This is a genomic window from Larsenimonas rhizosphaerae, assembly GCF_023700005.1.
In the GTDB taxonomy this organism is placed as follows: Bacteria; Pseudomonadota; Gammaproteobacteria; order Pseudomonadales; family Halomonadaceae; genus Larsenimonas; species Larsenimonas rhizosphaerae.
The window spans coordinates 628,039-650,883 of the sequence record NZ_JAMLJK010000001.1 but is presented as its reverse complement, the minus strand read 5'-3'; the positions used below and the strand labels follow the sequence as shown (position 1 = coordinate 650,883).

Sequence of the window (22,845 nt, the reverse complement as noted above, 5' to 3'; positions counted from 1 at the left end):
TGCGAAAGGCAGCCTAGCCAGGCTGCCTTTTACCCATCAAAAACAATCCACCCAGTACAGCAATACCCAGCATATCGGTCGGCCAGCCGGGATACATCAATGCCAGGGCGCCGATTGCGGCCAGTACCCGGCCGCCCCATCCCAGTGCGCGCCTGAAATACCCTTCCACGGCGATGGCCAGCATCAACACACCCAGCAGACCACTCAGCGCTACCCAGATCACGGAGACCACACTGGCATCTATCATCAGCATGCTGTGGGCGAACACAAACATGTACGGAACAACGAAGCCGGCTACCGCCAGTTTCATGGCCTGTACGCCAGTAGCATTTGGTGACCCGCCGCTGATCCCGGCACCGGCATAGGCAGCCAGGGCTACGGGGGGCGTCAGATTGGCAAAAATACCGAAATAGAACACGAACATGTGCGCCACGAACATGGCGGTATCACTGCTGCCCGCCAGTTCACGGAACAGCGGCAGATTAAGCAGGATCGGTGCCGCCATGGTGCTGGTAATGATGTAGGTAGGAATACTGGGCAGCCCCATCCCGAGCACGATGGATGCCACCATGGTCAGCATCAACGTCACCATCAATTGAAGCATCGGCCAGGCAATATGGCTGCCCAGCTGAACCACTGCATCCGCCGCCTCAAGCGCAATCCCGGTCAGGGTAGCCACCCCTACGATAATCCCGACAGCCCCACAGGCAATCGCCACAGGGATGGCGTTTCTGACCCCCTCGGTCATGGCATCACGACATTCGTGAACATCCATCACCTCAGCCACTAGCCCGAGCCGGGCACGTACCAGGTTGATGACCACCGGCACCACGATAAAGGCAAAGAGCCACCACCGGTCTGTCGAAAACGATGGCAAGGGCTGACCCGCCAGCACCGCCTGCCACAGGGGCTCAAGGATGAGCAGAGTCAGGATGGCCGACAATCCGATCAATACACGTGGAGTCGCGCAGATCAGAATGGTCGCGGCAATGGACCAGAAGGCGGCAAAGAAAGGCGCGCGCCCCTGAAACAGCAATAGCATCAGGACGGCCATGGGCACCAGAAGATGCCCTCGGGCCACCAGCACTTCACGTACAGGCGTCAGTTCACTGCGAGGAATACCTTCCAGGCCGTTGCGAGAAGCACGTAGATGCACCTGGAACAATACGCCCGCGTAATAAAGCAGGGCCGGAATAATGCCGGCCAGTATGACCTGGGTGTAGGGGACAGAGAGAACTTCCGCCATGATGAACGCTGCCGCGCCCATGATGGGTGGCAGAATCTGCCCCCCCACGCTGGCCGATGCCTCGACGGCACCGGCAAAATTGGCCTTGTAGCCGGTTTTTTTCATCAATGGGATCGTAAAGGCCCCGGTGGTCACCACGTTGGCGATGGCCGACCCGTTGATGGACCCAAGAAAGCCGCTGGCGAGTACTGCCACCTTGGCCGGCCCACCGCGAGTATGCCCTGCCACCGCCAGAGCCAGATCATTGAACAGCTGGCCCAGGCCGGACTTGCCGAGAAAGGCCCCGAACAGAATGAACAGCATGATATAGCTGGCTGACACGGCAATGGCCGTCCCGAGCAACCCCTCGGTAATAAACACCAGATGCGATACGATTTGACGCCCCACCGCCATCACGATGTTCTCATTGAGGGCCGGATAGAACGACAGTTTGGCGTAGATACCATAGCCCAGAAAAAAGACAGCCAGCAGGGTCAGCCCCCAGCCGGTAACGCGACGCGCAGCATCGATCACCAGCAGAATGGCCACTATCCCGACGACCATATCCAGACTGGTAATGCGTCCAGCCGAGGCAATGACACGGTCAGAAACGACCAGCATGTAGACACCAACACCCAGTGCCAGTACCGCCAGCAAGGCATCGCTCCAGGGCAGGCGGGTACGGTCACCGCGACGCGTGGCGGGATAAAGCACAAAGGCCAGCCCCAGCAGCGTATACAGGTGAATACTGCGCTGCGCTACATCCACCAGCGGGCCGGAAAAGGAGGTGTATAGATGAAAGAGCGCCAGCAGGACGCTCAATATCATGACTATATTCGAAATCGTACGGGGCAGGTCGTGGCGAATCGCGCTCTCGCGATCAAGCTGCTCCAGGGTTTTCTTTGCCAGCTCTTCATCAACGGCTGGTGGTGAAGGAGATGTCATGCAGCGGCTCCTTGCCGAAATGAAACATCAGGAAGATTCAAGTGACCACAGCGGCCGAAGCAGTGCTGCCAGATAATGCCCGGGCGGGGCATTGACTGTCTGAATATGGATTACCGCATCACGCCCGGACACGTCGAGCGACCAGGTGTCACCTGCCTGTTGAAACAGGTAATGCTCCCGTGGGGCGGCCTGGATATACAGGGGGTCGACACGACGATGCAGGCCTCGCATCACCACCCAGCCATCTTCAAGTGTCGTGTGATCCCCCGCCTGAGCCGGAACCCCGGCGCCGAAGGTCTTGAAACGCGTCGAAATCACATACAGGCTCCGACCTTCTACCCTGAACGTTTCCTCCCAGGGTTCCTTTTCGACCGAATGAGTCCAGCGAACCTGGAAGGTCGAGCCCTCCCCGGCATGAAAGGCAAGCCAGGGCGTGCCCTGATGCGAAACGACCACCATCTGTACCGGCACCAGCATTATTGCCAGCACCAGCACGCTCATGGCCGTAGCCAGTACCCAGAAACTCAGGCGGCGCATGATGGATTACTGCGCTGCGTCGTCCTGATCGGATGACTCCTTCAGCGTATCGTAATAGGCCTGAGCGCCCGGATGAACCGGCAGCACCAGATTCGCATCAAGCTCAGCAGGATCAACCTGTTTCAACGCACCGACGGACACCTTGTCACTGCCCAGGTAATCATGGAAACGGTGGGCAAGCTCTCCGGCGACCTTGTCGTTCATGTCAGCCGGCACAATCAGCATGTTCCGGATGGCAACCGTATCGACCTGCTCACCCAGGTTGTAGCGCTCAGGAGCATTGGCAGGAATCGTGTACTGCTGATAGTAAGGATACTTCTCAAGCAGGCGGTCAGCGACATCACCGGTCACCGGCACGAAAACAATATCACTGGACTGCATCAGGCCGGTAATGCTGCTGTTGGGCACGCCTGAAGTGAAAAAGGCCGCGTCCAGGTTACCGTTACTCATTTCCGTCACGCTGTCGGCATACCCGGTGTGACTGACCCTGGCAAGGTCACTTTCCTTGATGCTCGCTGCTTCAAGTACTTTCTGGGCACTCTGCTCCACACCGGACCCCACCTTGCCGACCCCGACCCGCTTGCCTGTCAGATCTGCAATGGTTTCAATACCACTGTCACGCGTGGCCACCAGCTGAACCACGTTGGGATAAAGGCCGGCCAGTGCCTTGATATCGGCAGGCTGTCCATCGAACTGTCCCGTGCCCTTCATGGCATCGTAGGCCACGTCACTCATGACGATCGCTATCTGGTTCAGCCCATCGGTAATGTTATTGATGTTTTGAACGGATGCTCCGGTCGATACCACCTGTACGTTATCAACCAAGTCGCTGGCCTCGAAAACCGTCTTGAGCGCTCCGCCAATGGGGTAATAACTTCCGGAGGTGCCGCCAGTACCAAAGATCAGATTGACCGGTTTAACCTGTTGATCGGCGGAAGCAGTATCGGCCGTACCTTCGGTGCTGCTTCCACCAGCGGCACTCTTGTCGTCATCACCGCTTCCGCAGCCGGCAAGCGCCACCGCCAATACACCTGCTACCGCCCAGCCTGTCAGGCCTGTCTTGTTCGCCATTGTGCAACCCCTGATATTTTATTGTCGTGATGGTAAATCAGCCTACCCCGCACCCTGGGGAGAGGCCATGACTATAACAAGCTACTTTAGTCGAATATAAGAATTAACATAGCGCAACTTCACGACGGCATCCTGAAACCAATTGCCACAATTGGGCTGCCTTGTTATCCCTTCTCGGGCATAGAGGGGGCTGGTGTCGTTATCGTCCCGGCTTTAAAATGAACCTCTACTCCAGATGAGTATCCATGAAGTAATCGTCCTGACTGCTTCGTGACGATCCTCACCGGACCTATCAAGATGTCCGTCCATTTCCCGACATGACACTGGATTTTCTCCATGGCAAAGCATTTCATCCGCGTGATGCCGATTCTTGGCCTGCTTCTGATGACGGCCGGCCTTACCGGCTGCGCTTCCGGTCTGAGCGAGCAGCAGCAGCGTGAGTACGCCATTTACAAGGAACGAGGTCAGGCCCGTGTCGTCAAGGACCCGGACTCCGGCGCCATTCTGGGCATGCTGCCCGGAGGCGGTTCCTGGTATACGGGCAATTACGGGGCAGCAGCGCTCAATACCGCGCTGTGGCCGCTATCGATGCTCTGGGACCCGGCCAACGGCTATAACGCAGCCACCTCGGCCAATTATCTGGCCACAAAATCCTGGCTGCAGGAGCAACAGAGCAAGGAAACGGCCAGGCTCAAGGACCGGCGCAAAAAGGGTATGGTCAATGAAAGCCAGTACCAGCAGGAACTTCAGAAGATCAAGGCCAAGTACATTGTCAGCCCGATGAATCAGATTTCAACCGGCGTTGTGGCCACCCCTGAAAGCACATCACGCAACCTGGTCAGCAACTCAACCAGACAATGAGCCCGAGGGGTGGCCCCCTTTGGTTATTCTGCCTGCCTCAGGCTTTCCTCGATGTAAAGGGTCCGCAGCCGTGCAGCAACGGCGCCGGGCCTTCCATTGCCCAGCGCCTGTCCATCAATGGACACCACTGCCGTCACCATGGAAGTGGCCGAGGTCATGAAGGCTTCCTGCGCCATGCAGGCTTCTTCCGGCGTAAAGGCACGCTCCTCGATGACCAGCCCGACGTCTCTGGCCAGCCGGAGCACCGCAGCGCGGGTAATGCCATGCAGAATATCGCTGGATAGCTCACGGGTGACAAGCCGTCCATCCCGGGTCACGATAAAGGCGTTACTGGAAGAGCCCTCCGTGACCAGACCATTTTCGACCAGCCAGGCATCATCGGCCCCGGCAGCTCTGGCCGCCATCTTGGCCATTGATGGATACAGCAGTTGTACGGTCTTGATGTCCCGACGCCCCCAGCGCAGATCAGGCTGAGTAATGACGTGCGCGCCTCGATGAGCCAGCGGGCTGTCGATTACGGCCTTCGCCTGGGTAAACAGAACCAGGGTGGGCGGCGTTTCCGAACCGGGATAGGCAAAGTCCCGGTCAGCCACACCCCGGCTGAGCTGAAGATACACAAGCCCTTCCCTGAGTGCGTTGCGCCGGACCAGTTCCTGATGAACATGCAGCAGTTCATCATTATCCAGCGTCTCCGGCATCGACAGGGCCGTCATCGAGCGACGTAACCTGGCAAAGTGGCCTGGCGTATCCACCAGTCGCCCTTCAAGCACCGCACATACCTCATAAACGGCGTCGCCCATCAAAAACCCACGGTCAAAAATCGATACCGTGGCCTGATCCTCGGCAAGGTACTCGCCGTTGACATAAACAGTGCGTGTCATGGTTTCAAGCCTTGTAGTTCCGTCATCAATCACTAGCCCCACAGCGCACGAGCGGCGGGATGAATGCCCTGCGCATCAAAATGCATGCCATGTGCCCGGTCCTCGGCCAAAAGCAGCGGACCATCAAGGTCCACCACACGGGCCCCCTGAGCGACCAGCAACGCCGGCGCCATCGACAGCGATGACCCAACCATGCACCCGACCATGACCTCGAAGCCCGCCGCCAGAGCCGCGTCTCGCAGGCCCAGCGCTTCGGTCAGTCCACCGGTCTTGTCCAGCTTGATATTGACGATGTCATAACGCCCTGCAAGCGAAGCCAGCGAGTCGCGGTCATGACAGGATTCATCGGCGCATACCGGCAACCACCGCTCAAGCCGTTCAAGCGATTCGTCATCGCCTGCCGGTAGAGGCTGCTCGACCATCTCGACACCCAGCGCCACCATCTCCGGCGCCAGACGCTGATAATCCTCAAGCTGCCATCCCTCATTGGCATCGATGATGATACGCGCATGAGGGGCGCCTTCCCGAACTGCTCTCAGGCGCTCAAGATCCCCTTCGCCCCCCAGCTTCAGCTTCAACAGGGGCCGGTGAGCATGGCGACGCGCCTTGTCATACATTACCTCCGGAGGCTCAAGGGACAGGGTATAGGCGGTGATTTCGGGTCCGGGTGCAGACAGCCCCGCCAGCTGCCAGACCGGCCGGTCCTGCTGTTTGGCTTCCAGATCCCAGAAGGCACAGTCCACGGCATTTCGAGCGGCTCCGGGCGGCAGACGCTGCTGAAGGCCATGGCGGTCCAGCCCGGCCCTCAAGGCATCGGCCAGCCCGTTGATGTCGTGGATGACGCTTTCGACCGTCTCGTCATACCGAGCGTAGGGAACACACTCACCGCGTCCGGTATGGGTGCCGTCACTCAAGGTCACGGTCACCACTCGCGCATGGGTGCGCGAACCACGGGAGATGGTAAATGCTTCAGCCAGCGGGAAGATCGTTTCCTCGGCCGTTACTGTCAGCATGCCAGCAGGGCCTCCGCCAATCGCGCGGCACCATGCCGGAACGGATCGACACAGGGCATCTTCATTCGCGTCTCAAGTTCCTCGAGATAGGCCGTCGCCTCTTCATCGCTGAAGGCCGCAGTATTGACGGATACACCAATCACCTGACACGCCGGATTGACGATCCGTGCCAGGGGCAGCGCCACCGCCATGAGCTGCTCAAGGGTCGGTAATTCATAGTGAGGCAATCCGCGCATATGGGTGCGGGTCGGCTCATGGCACAGCACCAGAGCATCCGGCTGGCCGCCGTGGATCAGGGCCATGGTCACGCCGGAAAAGGACGGATGATACAGGCTGCCCTGACCTTCAATGATATCCCAGTGCTCCGGCGTATTGTCCGGTGCCAGCCATTCTACGGCGCCGGCCATGAAATCCGCCACGACGGCATCCAGAGGCACCCCCTGCCCGGTGACCAGAATCCCGGTCTGACCGGTAGCCCTGAAGTCAGAAGGTACATTGCGGGCCTTGAGTGCCTTGTCGATGGCAAGCGCAGTGTACATCTTGCCGACCGAGCAATCGGTACCGACCGGCAGGCAACGCTTGCCTGTCCGCTTTTTACCATCACCGATCGGATAGCTGACCTGAGGCACCCGCACATCAAAAAGCGCCACCTGATGCCTTGCAGCGGCATCGACAAGGCGGGGTTCATCGGTCAGCAGGTTGTGCAGGCCGGAAGCGATATCCATACCGGCGGCCATGGCCTGTTCCAGCACATCCAGCCACCGCTCGGAGATCACGCCACCGCGATTGGCCACCCCGATGACCAGCGTGCGCGCACCCTGTTCGACGGCCTCCGCAATGGTCATGTCCGGCAGACGCATATCTGCCTGACATCCCTCGAGTCGAAGCTGACCGAGAGCATGCTCGGGTCGCCAGTCCCTGATCCCCTGCGCCACCTTCGCAGCCAGCGGATCAGGCGCATCACCCAGAAACAACAGGTACGGGGTCTTCAGCATATTCAGTGCTCCTGAAACAATGTCATTGTCGTTCTTGTTCGGTGAAGGGCCTTTCCCGAGCCAGACCCGAAGGGCATCTCATGAAGATAGCCCGATCGAAGCAGCACGGGAAAGGGCTGTTCCGAAAAAGCATTTCCCCTCCAAACAGGGAACCTGCGCCCGGGGGTGCCAGTACTAGCGCCGCCGAGAAAGCCCCGCTCCCATTCGACGCACCAGGGCGGTAACGCGAGCCGGCGAGGGCATGGAAACCAGTGCCATGAAAATACCAAGTATCGAGAACACCCCCATGATGGCGAGGATGACAACCCCCATGGATTCAAAAAATGACATGACTTAACCTTCTGAATTAAATGTTATTTTATATATTGATAATACTAGGCTCATCCATAAGTTCAATACACGCCCATCTGCCCACATGTCTGCGACATGCCGCCGCTTGCCATACCGCCCATGGCCGATAAACTAGGCCCTCCGGCGAGCTGGCCGGTCATATCGATCACTGTTCTGGTCCGTCCTTTACGCGGATGACCACTGGAGACATTTCATGAGTTCACCTGTCATCGTGGCGGCGATGTATAAATTCGTCACCCTTCCGGATTTCAACGCGCTGCGCGCCCCTCTTCTGGAGGAAATGAAGTTACATGACGTCAAGGGAACGCTGCTGCTTGCCGAAGAAGGCATCAATGGCACCATTGCCGGCACGCGAAACGGCATCGATGCCGTACTGGCCTGGCTCAGAAGCGACCCGCGCCTGGCGGATCTGGAGCACAAGGAATCCACGTGCGACGAGCAGCCCTTTTATCGCACCAAGGTGAAGCTCAAGCAGGAAATCGTCACCATGGGCGTGCCACAGATTGACCCCAACCGTCGGGTGGGCACCTATGTCGATGCCCATGAATGGAATGACATCATTGCCGATCCCGAGGTACTGGTGATCGATACGCGCAATGACTACGAAGTATCCATCGGGTCATTTGAAGGTGCCGTGAACCCGCAGACCAAAACCTTTCGCGAATTCCCCGACTACGTGAAGGCGCATTACGACCCGGAAAAGCACAAGAAGGTCGCCATGTTCTGTACCGGCGGCATTCGCTGCGAAAAGGCCTCGAGCTATATGCTGGGCGAAGGGTTTGATGAGGTTTACCACCTCAAGGGGGGCATCCTTAAATACCTCGAAGAGGTGCCCCAGGAAGAGTCACGCTGGAACGGCGACTGCTTTGTGTTTGATAACCGAGTGACGGTCAAGCATGACCTGAGTGAGGGAGAATTCGAGCAGTGCCACGCCTGCCGAATGCCGATTTCAGTAGAGGACCAGCAAAGCGAGCACTATCTTCCGGGCATCAGCTGCCCCCACTGCTGGGACAGCCTGCCGGAAAGCAGCCGTGAACGCGCCCGCGAACGCCAGAAGCAGATTGATCTTGCACGCCAGCGCAATGAGCCGCACCCGATCGGCCGCACTCAGGGCTGATACCTGCCCGCATCAGAAAAAGGGCCCCTGCCGGGGCCCTTTTCAATACAGGTCATACGTTGTCCGGCTCCATCCAGCGCTGCCACAGCCGGGCGACGGCTCGACGGTGCTCATCAAAGCCTTCACTGGATGTCATTTCACCGGCCTTTGACAGCGCCTGGCGATGCGTTTCTGCCCGGTAAGCCAGATAGGCATCGCGCAATATCGCCGCTTCCTCCTGCGAAATCTGACCACAGGACTCCAGCGTTTCGATCAGCCGTATATTGTCGGTGTAGGTCAGCAGCGCTTCACTCTCATGGCTCAGGGCCAGCACGGCATACTGATTCAGGAACTCGATATCGACCAGCCCCCCCGGGTCCTGCTTGAGGTGAAAACGCCCTTCTGCCTGGTCCTTGCTGCTGCCCGCCAGATGCGTCCGCATCTTGTGACGCATTTCAACCACTGAGCGACGCAGCGCAGGAAGATCACGCGACGTCGACAGTATTTCCCGCCGCAGGCCATCAAAACGCTCAAAGAGCTCTCGATGTCCGGCCACCGGACGTGCCCGCACCAGCGCCTGGTGCTCCCAGGTCCAGGCCTGCTGACGCTGATATTCGGCAAAGGCATCGAAGGTAGATACCAGCAGCCCGGAATTGCCCGATGGCCGCAACCGCATATCCACTTCATAAAGCGCCCCGGCCGGCGTAATGGCCGTCAGCAGATGAATGATCCGCTGTCCGAGACGCGTAAAGAACACGGGGGAGTCGATGACTCGCGGCCCGGGTGTTTCCGGTCGAAGCGACGGCTCGAACAGAAACACCAGATCAAGATCCGAGCCATACCCCAGCTCGATTCCCCCCAGCTTGCCATAACCGATCACGGCAAAGCGTGGCCCACCCTCGTGGCCAGTCGGCACACCATGCTTTTGAATCAGGCTGCGCCAGGCCATCTGAATGACCGCCTCAAGCACCACTTCGGCGATATCGGTCAGGCTGTCGCTGACATTCATTATGCCGTGTACCCCGGCCACGTCTCCGGCAGCGACGTGCAATACCCGGGCATGTCGGAAATGGCGCAGCGCTTCCAGCAGCGCCTCTTCATCCTCGGCAGGGATACGCGCCAGACTCTGACGCAACTCATGCTCCAGCGAGGTTCGGCTCGGCCGACTGGTCAATAGCGCCGGTGACAACATCTCATCAAGCAGCATCGGATGACGCGCAATCTGCTCCGCAATCCAGGGGCTCGCAGCACACAGCCGAACAAAGTGATTGAGGGCATCCGGGTTTTCACGCAGCAACGACAGGTAAGCCGTGCGTCGAAGTACCGATTCCACCAGGGGCAGCACACGCTCCAGCGTGCTGGAAGGCGCATCGGTCGCCGCCACCTGAGCCAGCAGGGCCGGCATCATGGCATCCAGTCGCTCAAAGGCCACGCGCTGCATATTGATCACGGCACGGGAACGACGCAGGCGATTCAGACGGTGCACACCATTGGCCGGATCCTCGAAGCCACTGCGCAACAACAGTGACCGGGCCTCCTCCTCCTCCAGACTTTCTTCCCACAACGCGCGCCACTGGTCGAGCGGAATATCACTGTCCTCGTGCTCGTGCTCCTCGTCATCAGGCGCGGCGACGACGGCATCAAAGTGATGGCGCACTCGAGTACGGACCTCGTCCAGTGCCGCCAGAAAGGCGCGCCAGTCAGGACACTTCATCGCGCGGGCCAGACGCAATCGGGCCAGATCATCCTCCGGCAGGGTCTGGGTCTGCTTGTCCTGCTGGGCCTGCAGGGCATGCTCGGCATTACGCAGAAACACATAATCCCGTGTCAGTTCGGTCATCACGGCCTCGGGCAGTAGCTCAAGCGCGGCCAGCTGGCTCAGGGCATCATGAAGAGAGGGGGTCTGCAGGCGGGTATCCCGTCCGCCACGAATCAGCTGGAAGGCCTGAACGATAAACTCGACTTCCCGAATTCCGCCACGCCCCAGCTTGATGTTATCGCCGATATTGCGCCGCCGTACCTCACGGTTGATCAATGCCTTCATTTCCCGGAGCGAGGCGATGGCGCCGAAATCGATGTACCTGCGGTATACAAAGGGTTTCAGCATCATCAAAAGACGCTCGCCGGCGGCCAGATCGCCGGCGACCGGGCGGGCCTTGAGCAGGGCATAGCGCTCCCACTCTCGCCCCTGATCCTGGTAGTAACTGGCCGTGGTGCTGAAAGGATTGACCAACGGGCCGCCTTCGCCCAGCGGGCGCAGGCGCATGTCCACCCGAAACACAAAGCCATCGGCGGTCACCTGGTCCAGTGCGGCGATCAGCTTTTGCCCCATGCGAGTAAAGTATTCCTGATGATCCAGCTGACGGCGACCACCTTCGGTAGTGCCGCGGTGCTCAAAGGCAAAGATCAGGTCAATGTCGGAGGAGAGGTTGAGTTCGCCGGCGCCAAACTTGCCCATGCCCAGCACCACCAGCCGAGGCCGCTCCCCCGACTCATCGGCCTGGGGTCGCCCCCAGCGAGGTACACAGAGCTGCTCAAGCCATGTCAGCGCCTGCTCGAGACAGACTTCGGCCAGCGTCGTCATGGCCTCGCCGGTAGCCCAGGCACCGGCCTCACCGGCCAGATCCCGCCAGATGATGCCGATCTGGCGCTCACGGCGAAACCGGCGCAGCACGCGATGAAGCCCGGGCTCGTCGCTTGCCTGCTCGAGCGCATCAGACAGTCGGGCAGTCATGGCATCACGGGAAAGAGGAGCTTCCCACTCACCGGTCTCCCCCAGCACGCGAAGCAGATCCGGTTCACGCCGTATATGATCGGCCACCCAGGGGGACAGGACAGCGACCTGCTTCAATGCCGTTCGCTGAGTGCGAGGCAGCCAGGCATCTATCTCGGAAGGCAAGGCATCCATGACCGCATCAACGTCCTGTTCCAGACGTGCCTGCAACTCGGCATCCGACATTCTGTCCTCCTGATATGAAATCCAAGCGCGTCCATCTATCCGGGCTGGACAGACATACCCTTTTGTATGTTCCTTTTACCACGCTACCTGATGATCCGGCATAAAAAAACGCCCCGACAAGGTGGGGCGTTTTTGAAATGCCTTGTGATGATCACGACACCAGACGCGCGTCCAGAGTGATATCGGCATTGAACAGTTTCGATACAGGGCACCCGGCCTTGGCCTTGTCAGCCGCGGCCTTGAAGTCATCTTCACTGGCGCCGGGCACGCTGGCCTCGGTGTCAAGATGCACTGCCGTGATGGTAAAGCCATCATCCTGCTGTTCGAGCGTCACCGTCGCCTTGGTCTTGATGCTTTCCGGCTCGAGCGAGGATTCACCCAGAATCATCGACAGGGCCATGGAGTAACAGCTGGCGTGGGCCGCACCGATCAGCTCTTCCGGGTTGGTACCGGGCTGGCCTTCAAAGCGGGTATTGAAGCCGTAGGGATTGTCCTTCATCGCACCGCTTTCGGTGGAGACGGTTCCCTTGCCCTTCTTGAGACTGCCCTGCCAGTGTGCAGATCCTGATTTCTTGATGCTCATGCTTCCTCCGTGAAGTATCCGGTATCAAGTAACCTGTAAAGCGTAGCCAAATGCGCCGCGTTCGCCAGTCCGACTAGCCGTTGAGAGCCGCCAGGGCATCTTCATAGCCGGGCTCGGCCTTGATCTGCGGGCATAATTCGCTATAGAGCACGGTATTTTTTTCATCGAGAACGATCACACCACGCGCACACAGCCCCGTCATCGGGCCATCGGCAATGAGCACACCATGGTGTTCAGCAAATTCGGGATGGCGAAACGTCGATAACGTCTTCACGTTCTCAAGCCCTTCGGCACCGCAAAAGCGGGCTGCCGCAAAGGGAAGATCGGCAGATACCACCAGCACGACGGTATCAGCAAGCGAGGAAGCCTTCTGATTGAAGGTCCGCGTCGAGGTAGCACACACTCCGGTATCCACGCTCGGGATAATGGAAATGACCTTGCGCTGCCCCTCGAAGTCAGCCAGCGATACTTCGGCAAGGTCCTGACCGGTCAGGGTGAAATCCGAGACCTGCTCGCCCTTTTCCGGGAAATGACCTTTTACACTGACATCTGTATCGCCCAGTTTTACCTGACTCATTTCATGCTCCCCTGAGGGCATGGTGCCCCGTTGGTAATGGATCGACCGATGGGTCGGACATCAAGCGTGGCACAGGCAGACGGCACCTCGCCAGTACCGATCGCAACAGGTTCGCACTACAGGGCCTAGACCCAGCCCAGACGCACCAGCAGCAACCCGCCCCAGACCAGCCCTGCCAGCAGGGAAGAGGTCAGTACCGCCGCCGACCCCAGATCCTTGGCCCGGCCGGACAGTTCATGCTTTTCAAGCCCGATACGGTCCACCACGGTTTCGATGGCAGAGTTCAAAAGCTCGACGGAAATCACAAACAGGGCACTGGCCATCAGCAGCATCCACTCCGTAGGTGTGCGACCGATCCAGAAGGACAGCGGAAACAGCACCGCCAGCAGCACAAGCTCGAGACGAAGCGCCGCTTCGTGGCGCCAGCCCGCGGCCAGCCCCTGCAGGGAGTAACGCGTAGAGTGCAATAAACGGCCAAAACCGGTGTGTTGGGGTTTCATTGAAGGCATGGCATGAATCACGGCAATAGGAATGAATACAGCGCAGTCCATCCCTGTAACAACAGAAAATGGCGTACGCAGCTTGAACCATCCTAGCAGAGGCCCGCCTCAATAGACTATTGTCGTGTCGTTGAGCAGTTACACAGGCTACCGATGGAGAACCCCATGTCTCGCGCCATGATGATCCACGAAGATGAACCCCGCCTTCGGCTGACCCACCCGGATACGCCCTCTCCTGCCCAGGGTGAGGTCGTGGTGGATATCGAATACTCCGGACTGAATTACAAGGATGCACTGGCCCTCACCGGCGAAGGACGCATCATTCGCCAGTACCCGCTGATTGGCGGCGTCGATGCCACGGGTATTGTCAGGGAAAGCCGGGATGAGCGCTTCGCGCCCGGTGATCGCATCATCGCGACAGGCTGGGGGATTGGCGAGCAGCACAGCGGTGGATTTACCACCTGCCAGTGCTTCAAGGGCGACTGGCTGGTGCATTGCCCCGATACACTGTCACCCGAAAATGCCATGCTGGCCGGCACTGCCGGTTTTACGGCCATGCAGGCGCTGACAGCGCTTGAGCACGCCGGAGTAACGCCGGCTGACGGCCCGATGATAGTCACCGGTGCCACCGGCGGCGTCGGGCAGTGGGCCGTTCTGTTACTGGCTCAGGCAGGTTTTGACGTACATGCCGTGACCGGCAAGGCCTCGCAGCACGAATTACTGAAGGCACTGGGCGCTACCGAGGTGATCGACCGGCACGGCTTCACCGAGAAATGCCGGCCACTGGACAAGGCCCGCTGGGCAGGCGGCGTGGATACCGTGGGCGGCGTAACCCTGTCGGCCCTGCTGTCCAGAATAAAGGACAATGGCGCGGTGGCGGCCGTGGGCCTGGCCGGCGGCATGGAACTCAACATGACTGTGGCCCCCTTCATTCTTCGCGGTGTATCCCTGCTGGGCATCAACAGCGTGTCGGTCCCCTTCGAACAGCGTCAGGGCATCTGGCAGCGTCTGGCAGGCGTTGACGCCTCACTTTATCAGCCGCTGCATGCCGGCACGCTATCGCTTGAGGAACTCGCTCCCACGGCCCGCCGCATGATCGACGGTGAAACCCTGGGCCGCTACTTGGTCAACCCGGGGCAGGCGTAGCCGCGTCAGCATCTTCTACCAGGAAAGATGCAGCATGGGGGCGAGCAGCAGTGCGCCCCCGAACAGGATGCGGTACCAGCCGAAGACCGACAGCGAGCGGGACTCAACAAACCGTACCAGCAGGCGTACTACCACCAGCGCACTGATGAAGGCAGAAATCAGCCCGACCACAATGGCAGCCATGTCATTGGTGGTAAGGCCGCTGTGATACTTGATCAGATCCAGCGTAGTGGCACCAAGCATCGTCGGGATAGCCAGAAAGAACGAATATTCGGTGGCTGCCTTGCGGGACATTTTCGACAGTATCCCCCCGACAATGGTCGACCCGGAGCGAGACGTCCCCGGAATGACGGCAAAACACTGCGCGACCCCGACCGCCAGCGCCTGTCGCCAGTGCATGTCGGCCGCATCTTCCGTCGTTCTCCGCGTGGCAAAGCGTTCGGTCAGAATGATCACGACACCGCCAATCACCAGCATGGTGGCGACCACCGTCGGCCTGAACAGCACGGCCTGAATCTGGTCGATGAACAAGAACCCGATCACGGCCGAAGGCACAAAGCCGATAATGACATTGCGAATGAACCTGAGAGAGACCGGATCACGCTGGATAGCGCCGCGGCACGTGGTAATCAGCCGCTGATGATACACCCAGAGAATGGCCAGAATGGAACCCAGCTGAATCACCACATCGAAGACCTTGTTACTGCCGGCATCAAAGTTCAGCAACTGCCCGGCCAGAATCAAATGGCCAGTACTGGATACCGGCAGAAATTCGGTTACGCCCTCGACAATGCCCAGAATAAGCGCCTTGACGAGGTGCAGGGTATCCAGTGTCATGCGTTGTGCTCCGTTGGTCATATATGTTCAGGAGCAGGTTATGACTACAGCCTTAAGATTTTATTCAGTTCAAAAATAAAAAAAGCGCTCACGGCACAGGACCGGAGCGCTTTTACTCATTACTACAGGTCTAACGCAGCACAAGCAGCGGAATCTTGGTCCGCTGAATCATGGTGGTTGTGGTGCTGCCCACCAGGAGGTGACGGATCCTGGAATGTCCGTAGGCCCCCATGACCGTCATGTCGATGGCATTGTCCTCGACGTAGCGGGTCAGCACCGACTCGATGTCATCGCCTTCCCGCACGGCACAGGTAGTACGGATGTCGGCGGCGCTCAACACCTGTTCAACCCAGGGCAGCCCCTTCCGCGCAGCCTCCGAATCCACACCCACGGTTACCACATGTACCCGGGCATTGCGAAACAGCGGGCTCGCGGCCAGTTTCTGAATTCCCTTGCGGGTCGATGCGCTGTTATCAAAGGCAAACATGATTTCCTTCGGGGCCTTGAACGCATCCCCCGTGGCAATCAGCACCGGGCGATGCACGGCACGCAGCACCCGCTCCAGATTGGAACCCAGATGGCCACTGGCCGATGTGGGATGGGCATCTTCACCACGCTTGCCCACCACCATCAGGCGAACGTTCTGCTCAAGCTCACTGAGCGTTTCCACCAGCTCCCCGTGACGCTGCAGCGAGCTCACCGTCTCGACACCATCGGCACGTGCCAGGTCCACGGCAGCGGCCAGCATCAGCTTGCCCTGTTCACGTGCCACCTTCGCCCGCTGCTCATCCAGCGACACCAGATGGCTCAGCAGCTGCTCACGGGCACCCAGCCCGATATTGCCGCTGTGATCGGAGCCATCAATGGCCTGACGTTCACGATCAAGTACATGCAGGAAGGTCAGCGGCGCTGACAGTTCGTTGCCGGCCCAGCAGGCGTAATGGCATACCAGTTCAGCAAAACGGGACCCGTCAATGCAGGCCATGATCTGTTCAGACATGAAAGACGCCTTCTTCAGTGTTCCATGGGTTTGTCGAGTGCATCGGGTTTATCGTGAGTGCCCAGTCGATCAACCAGGGTCTGGCTGGCCTTGTTGAGCCCAACGACCGTGACATCATTGCCTTCCCGGCGGAATTTAAGCACGACGTTATCCAGAGCATCCACGGCAGAAATATCCCAGAAATGGGCCTGACTGACATCGATATTGACCCGTGACAGCGACTCCTTGAAATCAAACTCGGCGGTAAATGCTTCGGTCGAGGCAAAAAATACCTGGCCGCGTACCTGATAATGCCGCGTCTCGCCATCGTCATCCAGCGTGGATGTCACACTGAGGTAACGTGCAATCTTGTTGGCAAAGAACATCGCAGCCAGCAGCGTCCCGACGATGACGCCGATGGCCAGGTTATGCGTGGCGACCACCACCGCTACCGTGGCGAGCATGACCACGTTGGTCGTCCATGGTTTTTTGGGAATATCCCGAATGGAGCCCCAGTCGAAGGTACCGATGGATACCATGATCATGACCGCCACCAGCGCTGCCATCGGAATCATCGACACCCAGGGGCCCAGAAACACCACCAGAATCAGCAGACCGACACCAGCCACCATCGTAGAAAGGCGGGTGCGCCCCCCGGATTTCACATTGATCACGGTCTGACCGATCATCCCGCAGCCTGCCATGCCGCCGATGAATCCTGTGGCGATATTGGCAATGCCCTGCCCGCGGCATTCACGGTTCTTGTCACTGCCGGTATCTGTCAGGTCATCCACGATAGTAGCCGTCATCATGGATTCCAGAAGGCCTACCATCGCCATGGTCAGCGAATACGGAAGAATGATGAGCAGCGTTTCAAGATTGAACGGAACGTCAGGAATCAGGAAGGTCGGCAGGCTGTCCGGCAGCTCACCCATATCGCCCACCTGGCGAATATCCATGCCCATCACCGCCGCCAGAACCGTCAGCACCACAATGCACACCATGGGAGACGGAATGACCTTGCCGATTTTGGGCAGGTAGGGAAACAGATAGATAATCCCGAGTCCGGCCGCGGTCATCCAATATACCGTGACCGGCACATCAGTCAGCTCCGGCAGCTGCGCCATGAAAATCAGAATCGCCAGCGCATTGACAAACCCCGTCACCACCGAGCGGGACACAAACCGCATCAGCCGTCCGAGCTTAAGGTATCCGGCCAGAATCTGAATGACCCCGGTCAGAAGGGTTGCCGCAAACAGGTACTGAAGGCCATGGTCGCGCACCAGCGTGACCATCAGCAGCGCCATTGCGCCTGTCGCCGCGGAAATCATGGCGGGCCGACCGCCGGTAATGGCGATCACGACCGCCATGGAGAAGGACGCGTACAGGCCCACCTTGGGATCAACGCCTGCAATAATGGAAAATGCGATCGCTTCAGGGATCAAGGCCAGTGCGACGACAAGACCCGAAAGCACGTCATTACGCACATTGGAAAACCAATGTTGTTTTAATGAGCCAATCATTGTTTCTATCCGGATTATTTGATTTATAGCCGTGTAGTCCGACCGCTCGCACCATGAAGGAGCCAGGTCACGAGTATTGCAGCGTTGCGTTGGACGTTACTACACAAGGAGACGTCGTGCCCGCATTACAGGACGACAAAAAGCACCGGGAGGCACTCGCTTCCCAGAGGGGGGGAAAGCGCTAGGGCGGCACGGGCCGGCCGGATGTCACTGTGACGCGAAAGGGCATAGAAGCAGATCCGTTCTGGAAGGTTGCCGAGGCCTGAAAGACAGTCGTTTCAAACCGGCGCACAGTCTATCAGCCCTGCCGGCCGAGTGCATTCCGGATTTCCTCCCCCGGGATACCGGTTGCAGGCGGTTTCTGCCTTTGGTACCTGTCAATCAGTGCCCCGTCCCTGCCATCTCACCCATGAAAAAGCCCCGGTACACCGAGGCTTTCATGACCCACCTCATGCTCAGGAAATCATCGCGGCCCCATACCCCCAAAGAACGACGGTCAGCGCCAGCAGCGCTTCCAGCACCAGTACGCCCACTGCCATGGTCGTGCTGAATACCAGCATGCTTTCCTTGCGGGTGATGTTGAAAAAGGCCGGCAGGCCGACATACAGCAGATAGGCGGAATAACAAAGCCCGACGACGACGGCCAGAGAACACAACCATACGATCGGATACAGCGCCACGACACCGGCGACAAACATCGGGGTCGCGACATAACCGGCAAAGACAATACACCGGTTGCGGGTTGGACGGGTTGGAAAATGACGGGCGCTCCAGTGAAGCACTGTACCCATGAATGCGACGGCCAGCAGTATGGCCAGGTAAAAGGTGACGGCCAGGGCAATGGCACTGCCCATGCTTAACGCCACTGCGCCCCCCTCGCCGAAATTCCATCCGACCGTAGTCGTACCGATCAGTGAACAGACGACAGGAATCAGCGCCATGATCAGCACATGGCTGACATACAGCTGAGTGACGGAATCGCCTTCATGCTCTATCTGACGCCACTCCTGATTTGGATGGGCCAGCAAACCCCAGACATGATGAATCATGAGACACCCCCTGCAGGTTGTTACGACCGCCCCGCACGGCAAACGCCCTCTGACCGCACCGCGACCGTGCCGAAAAGTATAGAACGTCCTGACGGAAAGTCAGGCGCCCGGCCAGTCGTCTCGTGCCGCATGTTCACCCCTTTATTCCATCACCTTCCAGGGTTCTGCCGACAAATCAATCAGTAACGATTCATATAATGCGCCAGCAGGCGCCGGCATATTTCTCGGAAAAATCCGGCGACCTGTCAGTCGGACGTATCAGGTGCGATGACGATCAAACAGTGCATCACGCACTGCATGCCAGGTCGCTTCATCCGGCGCGCACAACAGCCCGCCACTCAGTTGCGTTGGCCGATACGGGGTACCGTCCAGATGCGCGCTGTAACCTCCAGCCTCCTTGTGCAGCAGCCACCCGGCGGCATGGTCCCAGGGCATCAACTTGTTGTAGAAAAGAACCTGACTGAACCCCTGAGCAGCCTGACGATAATCGTGTGCCGCGCAGCGCAGCAGTTGAATCATCCCCAGCGCCGACAACCGGCCGTTCACTTCGCTGCGCTCGGGCTCGGTCAGCGAGCCGGTCGAAATCATGCCGACCAGCGTATTCACCTCGCCGCCCTCACCCACCGACAGGGGCACGGAGGTACCCTCCTCGTCTTCAAGCCAGGCGCCTTCACCCTCGAGTGCATAGGCGATATCACCGCATACCGGGTCCATGATGACACTGCCAATCACCTGCCCCTCGGAGGTAATGGCCGCCATGACCCCAAACACCGGCAGGTTGGTGGCAAAGTTTCGCGTGCCGTCGATCGGGTCGACAATGAACGCCAGCGGCGCATCGGCTATACGCTCAAGCAGGGACGGGTCGCGCGTTGCCTCTTCCTCGCCAATCACGATACCTTCCGGAAAGGCCGCCAGCAGCTCCCGGGTGATCAATCGCTCGGCAGCCTCATCTCCTTCGGTGACCAGATCAAAGATCGAGCTTTTTTCCTGAACCTGCTGCCGGCTTAAATGTCGAAATCGCGGCATGATTTCCTCGACGGCCGCCTGGCGCAGAATGGCGCCTACCTGGTGAAGCTGGTCGCTGGTTATCTTCATCGTGTACTCCCTGTGACGGGCTTGATTGGTCAAACCCGGTATGTATCTTCACAATAGTGCCCCGTCGGCCGCGTGCCGGCACCCTCATTTACGCAGTGTCGCCGTTACCGCGCTGCCTCCCGGGAGAATGTCATGTCCACGCTTTCACGCATCGCGCTTACCGCCGCCCTTACCGTGGCTATCCTGCCTGCAGCCCAGGCCAACAGCCTGACAGAAATGGGTAACAAGGCCTCCAGCATGCTTTCCGGCCAGTCTGCCGGCGCGGAAACATCCAGCGGTCAGGGCGGTGCGGCCAGCCTGCTGAGCAACCTTGGCAGCGGCAACTTCAACTTTGCCAGCCCACAGAATGTGGCCGGTGTGCTGGGGTATTGCCAATCCCAGGGCTATTCCAAAAGTGCCACCGATACCGTCAAGGACAAGCTGATGAACAGGTTCGGCCTTCAGTCCACGGAAAACACCGACACCAGTGAAAGCTACCAGCAGGGGCTTGCGGGATTGTTGAAAGGCGAAAACGGCCAGGCCTTCAGCCTGTCGAGCATCAAGGGCAAGCTGGGGAAAAAGGCCTGTGGCATGGTGACAGATCAGGCCGCGTCTCGTCTGCTGGGCATGTAAGCCCGATGACATGAACAACGCGCATGAAAAAGCCCGCTCAGGCGGGCTTTTTCATTATCAAACAGTGCGGGAGCGCGTGCCTCACTCTTTGGACGCGCGCTTCTTGTTTTTACGAATGAAATAAAGCGTGCCGAAAATCGCCGAGAAAAAAAGCACATAAGCAAATACCAGCCCGCCCTGTAATACCCAGCGATAGGCATCATAATTGGCTACAGCGTCGCCGTTCATTGCGCTCTCCTTACTGATCCGATAAGCATTCCCGACCGGGAACAAGAAATAGCTTCATCTTCCTTTAGCCTACCGACTATACCCGCCGACGTCACCTCTTCGAAGTGACAATTGGCCGCCCCAGAGGCAGTCACGCGCCCCTCGCCGTGGATTGCGGTTCTTTCGCTACTGATTGGCAGGCAGCGTGAGTTGAAGCAGATAATCGTTTCACTTAAAGTCTCGCATCATCTTGATTCACTACATAATAAATATCTTAGGGAACAGCCATGAAAAAGCCTCTGGTAGCGATCTCCATGGGTCCTCTGCTGCTGAGCGGGTGTGCTTCCATGCAGGATAGCTGGGACTCCGTTTCCGAGTATGCCGGCCGCGCTACAGGGGCAACATTGGGCGCTGGACTCGGATACCTGGCCTGCCAGCATAAAAGCGATCTTGAGAAAGCCGCCTGCATGACCGTTGGTGCTTCAGCAGGCTGGGCCATCGGCAGCTGGGTCGATGACAGACGGCAGGCTGTGGAGGACGCAGCACGCCGCAACAACATGACGGTGGTCTATCAGGAAGTGAATGCGTCACCAGCCTCGGGCGATGAAAAAGGACTGAGCGCCACCATCAACGACAATCAGATGTTTCCTTCGGGCTCATCCCGGCTGACACCCCGTGCCCGGCAAGCGATGTTGGATATCGCCCGCGCATACAAGGATACCCCTCAGAAAATCCTGATCATCGGCCATACTGACTCAAGCGGTTCGGGCGCCCTTAATCAACGTTTGTCCGAAGCCAGAGCACGTACGGTAGCAGCATTGTTCAGCACTGCTGGCATTGGCAAAAGCCAGCTTTATTATCAGGGTGCAGGGCTGTCTCAACCGATAGCAAATAACGATACAGATGCAGGCCGTGCCAAGAACCGGCGCGTTGAAATTGTCGAGATCACCTCTGAGCAGTCACTGACTCAGTACTCAGAGCATCGCCAGAGGCAATTATCAAACCTGAGCTATTCCACCCTGCACAACAGCGAAGCAGAAACACGTGCACGCAAAGCCAGTACCGTTGCCAGCATACCCTCATCAACACCTGACAAGCCACGCACCACAGAGGACACGGCACACAGCAGACCGTCCAGCACTGCCCCCGAATCGACCGTTACTGCACGCCCCGCTTCATCACGTGAAACATCTTCCTCCCTGCTGGCCCTGGGCGGACAACCGGTCGGCACGGCAGACCTGTCGCTTTATGATAATTTCAGGCTGGCTGGGGCTTCATCGCTATTAAAGCGACTGTCACCCATCGGTTCTGCCAACGCCGACACACTTTCACGTCTTCAACATGCCTGCTATATGGACAATTACCGCCCAAGTGGCGAGATACGTGCACTTTCCAGCGGAAAGTCCATTAAGCACGCCGCGACAGACTACCTGCGAGGCCTCAATCAAAGCGTGTTTGTAGCGCAACTTGAAAACAGCATGGTCGGTGTCGGCCCAGTGGCCATACTTCGGGACTACACCCCGGCCTCAACTCCTTCTGTTTATATTTATAAAAAAGCCGGCGCCCGCAAGGCCGACTTCAAACTGGCTACTCACGTCAACGTATACGAAGGGGATAATCGCATTCTGTATCGCGCGTTCGTCGATCAGGCCGATGCTCCCGTGCAGTGCCTTGACCTGGTATTTGACCGGGAGGGTGGGAATCGCGCTCGCGACGGACAGCTTTTTTATCAGGGCTCTCAGGGACTTATGACCACCCGTTACCAGCCGGCTCGTCCAAAGCGCCATTAATTTTAATCCGAAC

General features: G+C 58.6%; 22 protein-coding genes. 5 read left to right on the top strand and 17 right to left on the bottom strand.

The window, feature by feature from the left end:
• Positions 1–13: 13 nt before the first annotated feature.
• Genes NAT21_RS02895 through NAT21_RS02885 form a run of 3 tightly spaced genes read right to left on the bottom strand, consistent with a single transcriptional unit; the run spans position 14 to position 3,778 of the window.
• Positions 14–2,170: a TRAP transporter permease gene (locus NAT21_RS02895; protein WP_250935535.1), complete on the bottom strand. Its 2,157-nt coding sequence runs from the start codon at positions 2,168–2,170 to the stop codon at positions 14–16.
• 27 nt (positions 2,171–2,197) lie between these two features.
• Positions 2,198–2,707 (bottom strand): DUF1850 domain-containing protein, encoded by a 510-nt coding sequence (locus NAT21_RS02890; protein WP_250935534.1) that lies wholly within the window; start codon positions 2,705–2,707, stop codon positions 2,198–2,200.
• Between the two features lie 6 nt (positions 2,708–2,713).
• Positions 2,714–3,778: a TAXI family TRAP transporter solute-binding subunit gene (locus tag NAT21_RS02885; RefSeq protein WP_250935533.1), complete on the bottom strand. Its 1,065-nt coding sequence runs from the start codon at positions 3,776–3,778 to the stop codon at positions 2,714–2,716.
• A 336-nt stretch (positions 3,779–4,114) separates the two neighbouring features.
• On the opposite strand from NAT21_RS02885, the gene NAT21_RS02880 reads away from it, so the two are divergent.
• Positions 4,115–4,639: a hypothetical protein gene (locus tag NAT21_RS02880; RefSeq protein WP_250935532.1), complete on the top strand. Its 525-nt coding sequence runs from the start codon at positions 4,115–4,117 to the stop codon at positions 4,637–4,639.
• Positions 4,640–4,662: 23 nt separating this feature from the next.
• Here the strand turns inward: NAT21_RS02880 and NAT21_RS02875 are convergent, their stop codons facing one another.
• The 4 genes from NAT21_RS02875 to NAT21_RS02860 all read right to left on the bottom strand — a co-directional run bounded on the left by NAT21_RS02875 (position 4,663) and on the right by NAT21_RS02860 (position 7,858).
• Entirely contained in the window at positions 4,663–5,520 is an 858-nt protein-coding gene (locus tag NAT21_RS02875; protein ID WP_250935531.1) for a D-amino-acid transaminase, read from the bottom strand.
• A 32-nt stretch (positions 5,521–5,552) separates the two neighbouring features.
• The gene (gene dgcA, locus NAT21_RS02870) at positions 5,553–6,533 is read right to left on the bottom strand and encodes an N-acetyl-D-Glu racemase DgcA (RefSeq protein WP_250935530.1); all 981 of its coding nucleotides are present in this window, start codon (positions 6,531–6,533) and stop codon (positions 5,553–5,555) included.
• Positions 6,527–7,528: an N-acetyltransferase DgcN gene (dgcN, locus tag NAT21_RS02865; protein WP_250935529.1), complete on the bottom strand. Its 1,002-nt coding sequence runs from the start codon at positions 7,526–7,528 to the stop codon at positions 6,527–6,529. Before dgcN ends, dgcA begins: the two co-directional genes overlap by 7 nt.
• Before the next feature lie 174 nt (positions 7,529–7,702).
• Entirely contained in the window at positions 7,703–7,858 is a 156-nt protein-coding gene (locus tag NAT21_RS02860; RefSeq protein WP_250935528.1) for a hypothetical protein, read from the bottom strand.
• A gap of 214 nt (positions 7,859–8,072) precedes the next feature.
• Here NAT21_RS02860 and trhO point away from each other — a divergent pair, with 214 nt between their 5' ends.
• On the top strand, positions 8,073–8,996 hold the full coding sequence (trhO, locus tag NAT21_RS02855) for an oxygen-dependent tRNA uridine(34) hydroxylase TrhO (protein ID WP_250935527.1): 924 nt from the start codon (positions 8,073–8,075) through the stop codon (positions 8,994–8,996).
• A gap of 52 nt (positions 8,997–9,048) precedes the next feature.
• On the opposite strand, the gene glnE is transcribed toward trhO, so the two are convergent.
• The 4 genes from glnE to NAT21_RS02835 form a co-directional block, all read right to left on the bottom strand.
• Positions 9,049–11,934 (bottom strand): bifunctional [glutamate--ammonia ligase]-adenylyl-L-tyrosine phosphorylase/[glutamate--ammonia-ligase] adenylyltransferase, encoded by a 2,886-nt coding sequence (glnE, locus tag NAT21_RS02850; RefSeq protein ID WP_250935526.1) that lies wholly within the window; start codon positions 11,932–11,934, stop codon positions 9,049–9,051.
• Positions 11,935–12,085: 151 nt separating this feature from the next.
• Positions 12,086–12,517: an OsmC family protein gene (locus tag NAT21_RS02845; protein WP_250935525.1), complete on the bottom strand. Its 432-nt coding sequence runs from the start codon at positions 12,515–12,517 to the stop codon at positions 12,086–12,088.
• A 73-nt stretch (positions 12,518–12,590) separates the two neighbouring features.
• Positions 12,591–13,094, bottom strand: a complete 504-nt coding sequence (gene tpx / locus NAT21_RS02840) for a thiol peroxidase (RefSeq protein ID WP_250935524.1) — start codon at positions 13,092–13,094, stop codon at positions 12,591–12,593.
• Positions 13,095–13,219: 125 nt separating this feature from the next.
• On the bottom strand, positions 13,220–13,594 hold the full coding sequence (locus NAT21_RS02835) for a diacylglycerol kinase (RefSeq protein WP_250937963.1): 375 nt from the start codon (positions 13,592–13,594) through the stop codon (positions 13,220–13,222).
• Positions 13,595–13,759: 165 nt separating this feature from the next.
• Here NAT21_RS02835 and NAT21_RS02830 point away from each other — a divergent pair, with 165 nt between their 5' ends.
• A complete protein-coding gene (locus NAT21_RS02830) occupies positions 13,760–14,740 on the top strand; it encodes an acrylyl-CoA reductase family protein (protein WP_250935523.1) in 981 nt (326 codons plus the stop codon).
• Positions 14,741–14,755: 15 nt separating this feature from the next.
• Here NAT21_RS02830 and NAT21_RS02825 read toward each other — a convergent pair whose 3' ends face one another.
• The 5 genes from NAT21_RS02825 to NAT21_RS02805 all read right to left on the bottom strand — a co-directional run bounded on the left by NAT21_RS02825 (position 14,756) and on the right by NAT21_RS02805 (position 20,223).
• Positions 14,756–15,577: an undecaprenyl-diphosphate phosphatase gene (locus tag NAT21_RS02825; RefSeq protein WP_250935522.1), complete on the bottom strand. Its 822-nt coding sequence runs from the start codon at positions 15,575–15,577 to the stop codon at positions 14,756–14,758.
• 130 nt (positions 15,578–15,707) lie between these two features.
• The gene (locus NAT21_RS02820) at positions 15,708–16,577 is read right to left on the bottom strand and encodes a universal stress protein (protein ID WP_250935521.1); all 870 of its coding nucleotides are present in this window, start codon (positions 16,575–16,577) and stop codon (positions 15,708–15,710) included.
• A gap of 14 nt (positions 16,578–16,591) precedes the next feature.
• Positions 16,592–18,079 (bottom strand): SulP family inorganic anion transporter, encoded by a 1,488-nt coding sequence (locus NAT21_RS02815; protein WP_250935520.1) that lies wholly within the window; start codon positions 18,077–18,079, stop codon positions 16,592–16,594.
• Between the two features lie 455 nt (positions 18,080–18,534).
• Positions 18,535–19,128, bottom strand: a complete 594-nt coding sequence (locus tag NAT21_RS02810) for a Yip1 family protein (protein WP_250935519.1) — start codon at positions 19,126–19,128, stop codon at positions 18,535–18,537.
• Positions 19,129–19,386: 258 nt separating this feature from the next.
• Positions 19,387–20,223 carry an inositol monophosphatase family protein gene (locus NAT21_RS02805; RefSeq protein ID WP_250935517.1) on the bottom strand — a complete coding sequence of 279 codons (837 nt, stop codon included), beginning with the start codon at positions 20,221–20,223 and terminating at the stop codon, positions 19,387–19,389.
• A 132-nt stretch (positions 20,224–20,355) separates the two neighbouring features.
• Between NAT21_RS02805 and NAT21_RS02800 the strand changes: the two genes are divergently transcribed.
• The gene (locus NAT21_RS02800; protein ID WP_250935514.1) at positions 20,356–20,835 is read left to right on the top strand and encodes a DUF2501 domain-containing protein; all 480 of its coding nucleotides are present in this window, start codon (positions 20,356–20,358) and stop codon (positions 20,833–20,835) included.
• 81 nt (positions 20,836–20,916) lie between these two features.
• Here NAT21_RS02800 and NAT21_RS02795 read toward each other — a convergent pair whose 3' ends face one another.
• Positions 20,917–21,063, bottom strand: a complete 147-nt coding sequence (locus tag NAT21_RS02795; RefSeq protein WP_250935512.1) for a hypothetical protein — start codon at positions 21,061–21,063, stop codon at positions 20,917–20,919.
• Between the two features lie 266 nt (positions 21,064–21,329).
• Here NAT21_RS02795 and NAT21_RS02790 point away from each other — a divergent pair, with 266 nt between their 5' ends.
• Positions 21,330–22,832: an OmpA family protein gene (locus NAT21_RS02790; protein ID WP_250935510.1), complete on the top strand. Its 1,503-nt coding sequence runs from the start codon at positions 21,330–21,332 to the stop codon at positions 22,830–22,832.
• Positions 22,833–22,845 lie beyond the last annotated feature (13 nt).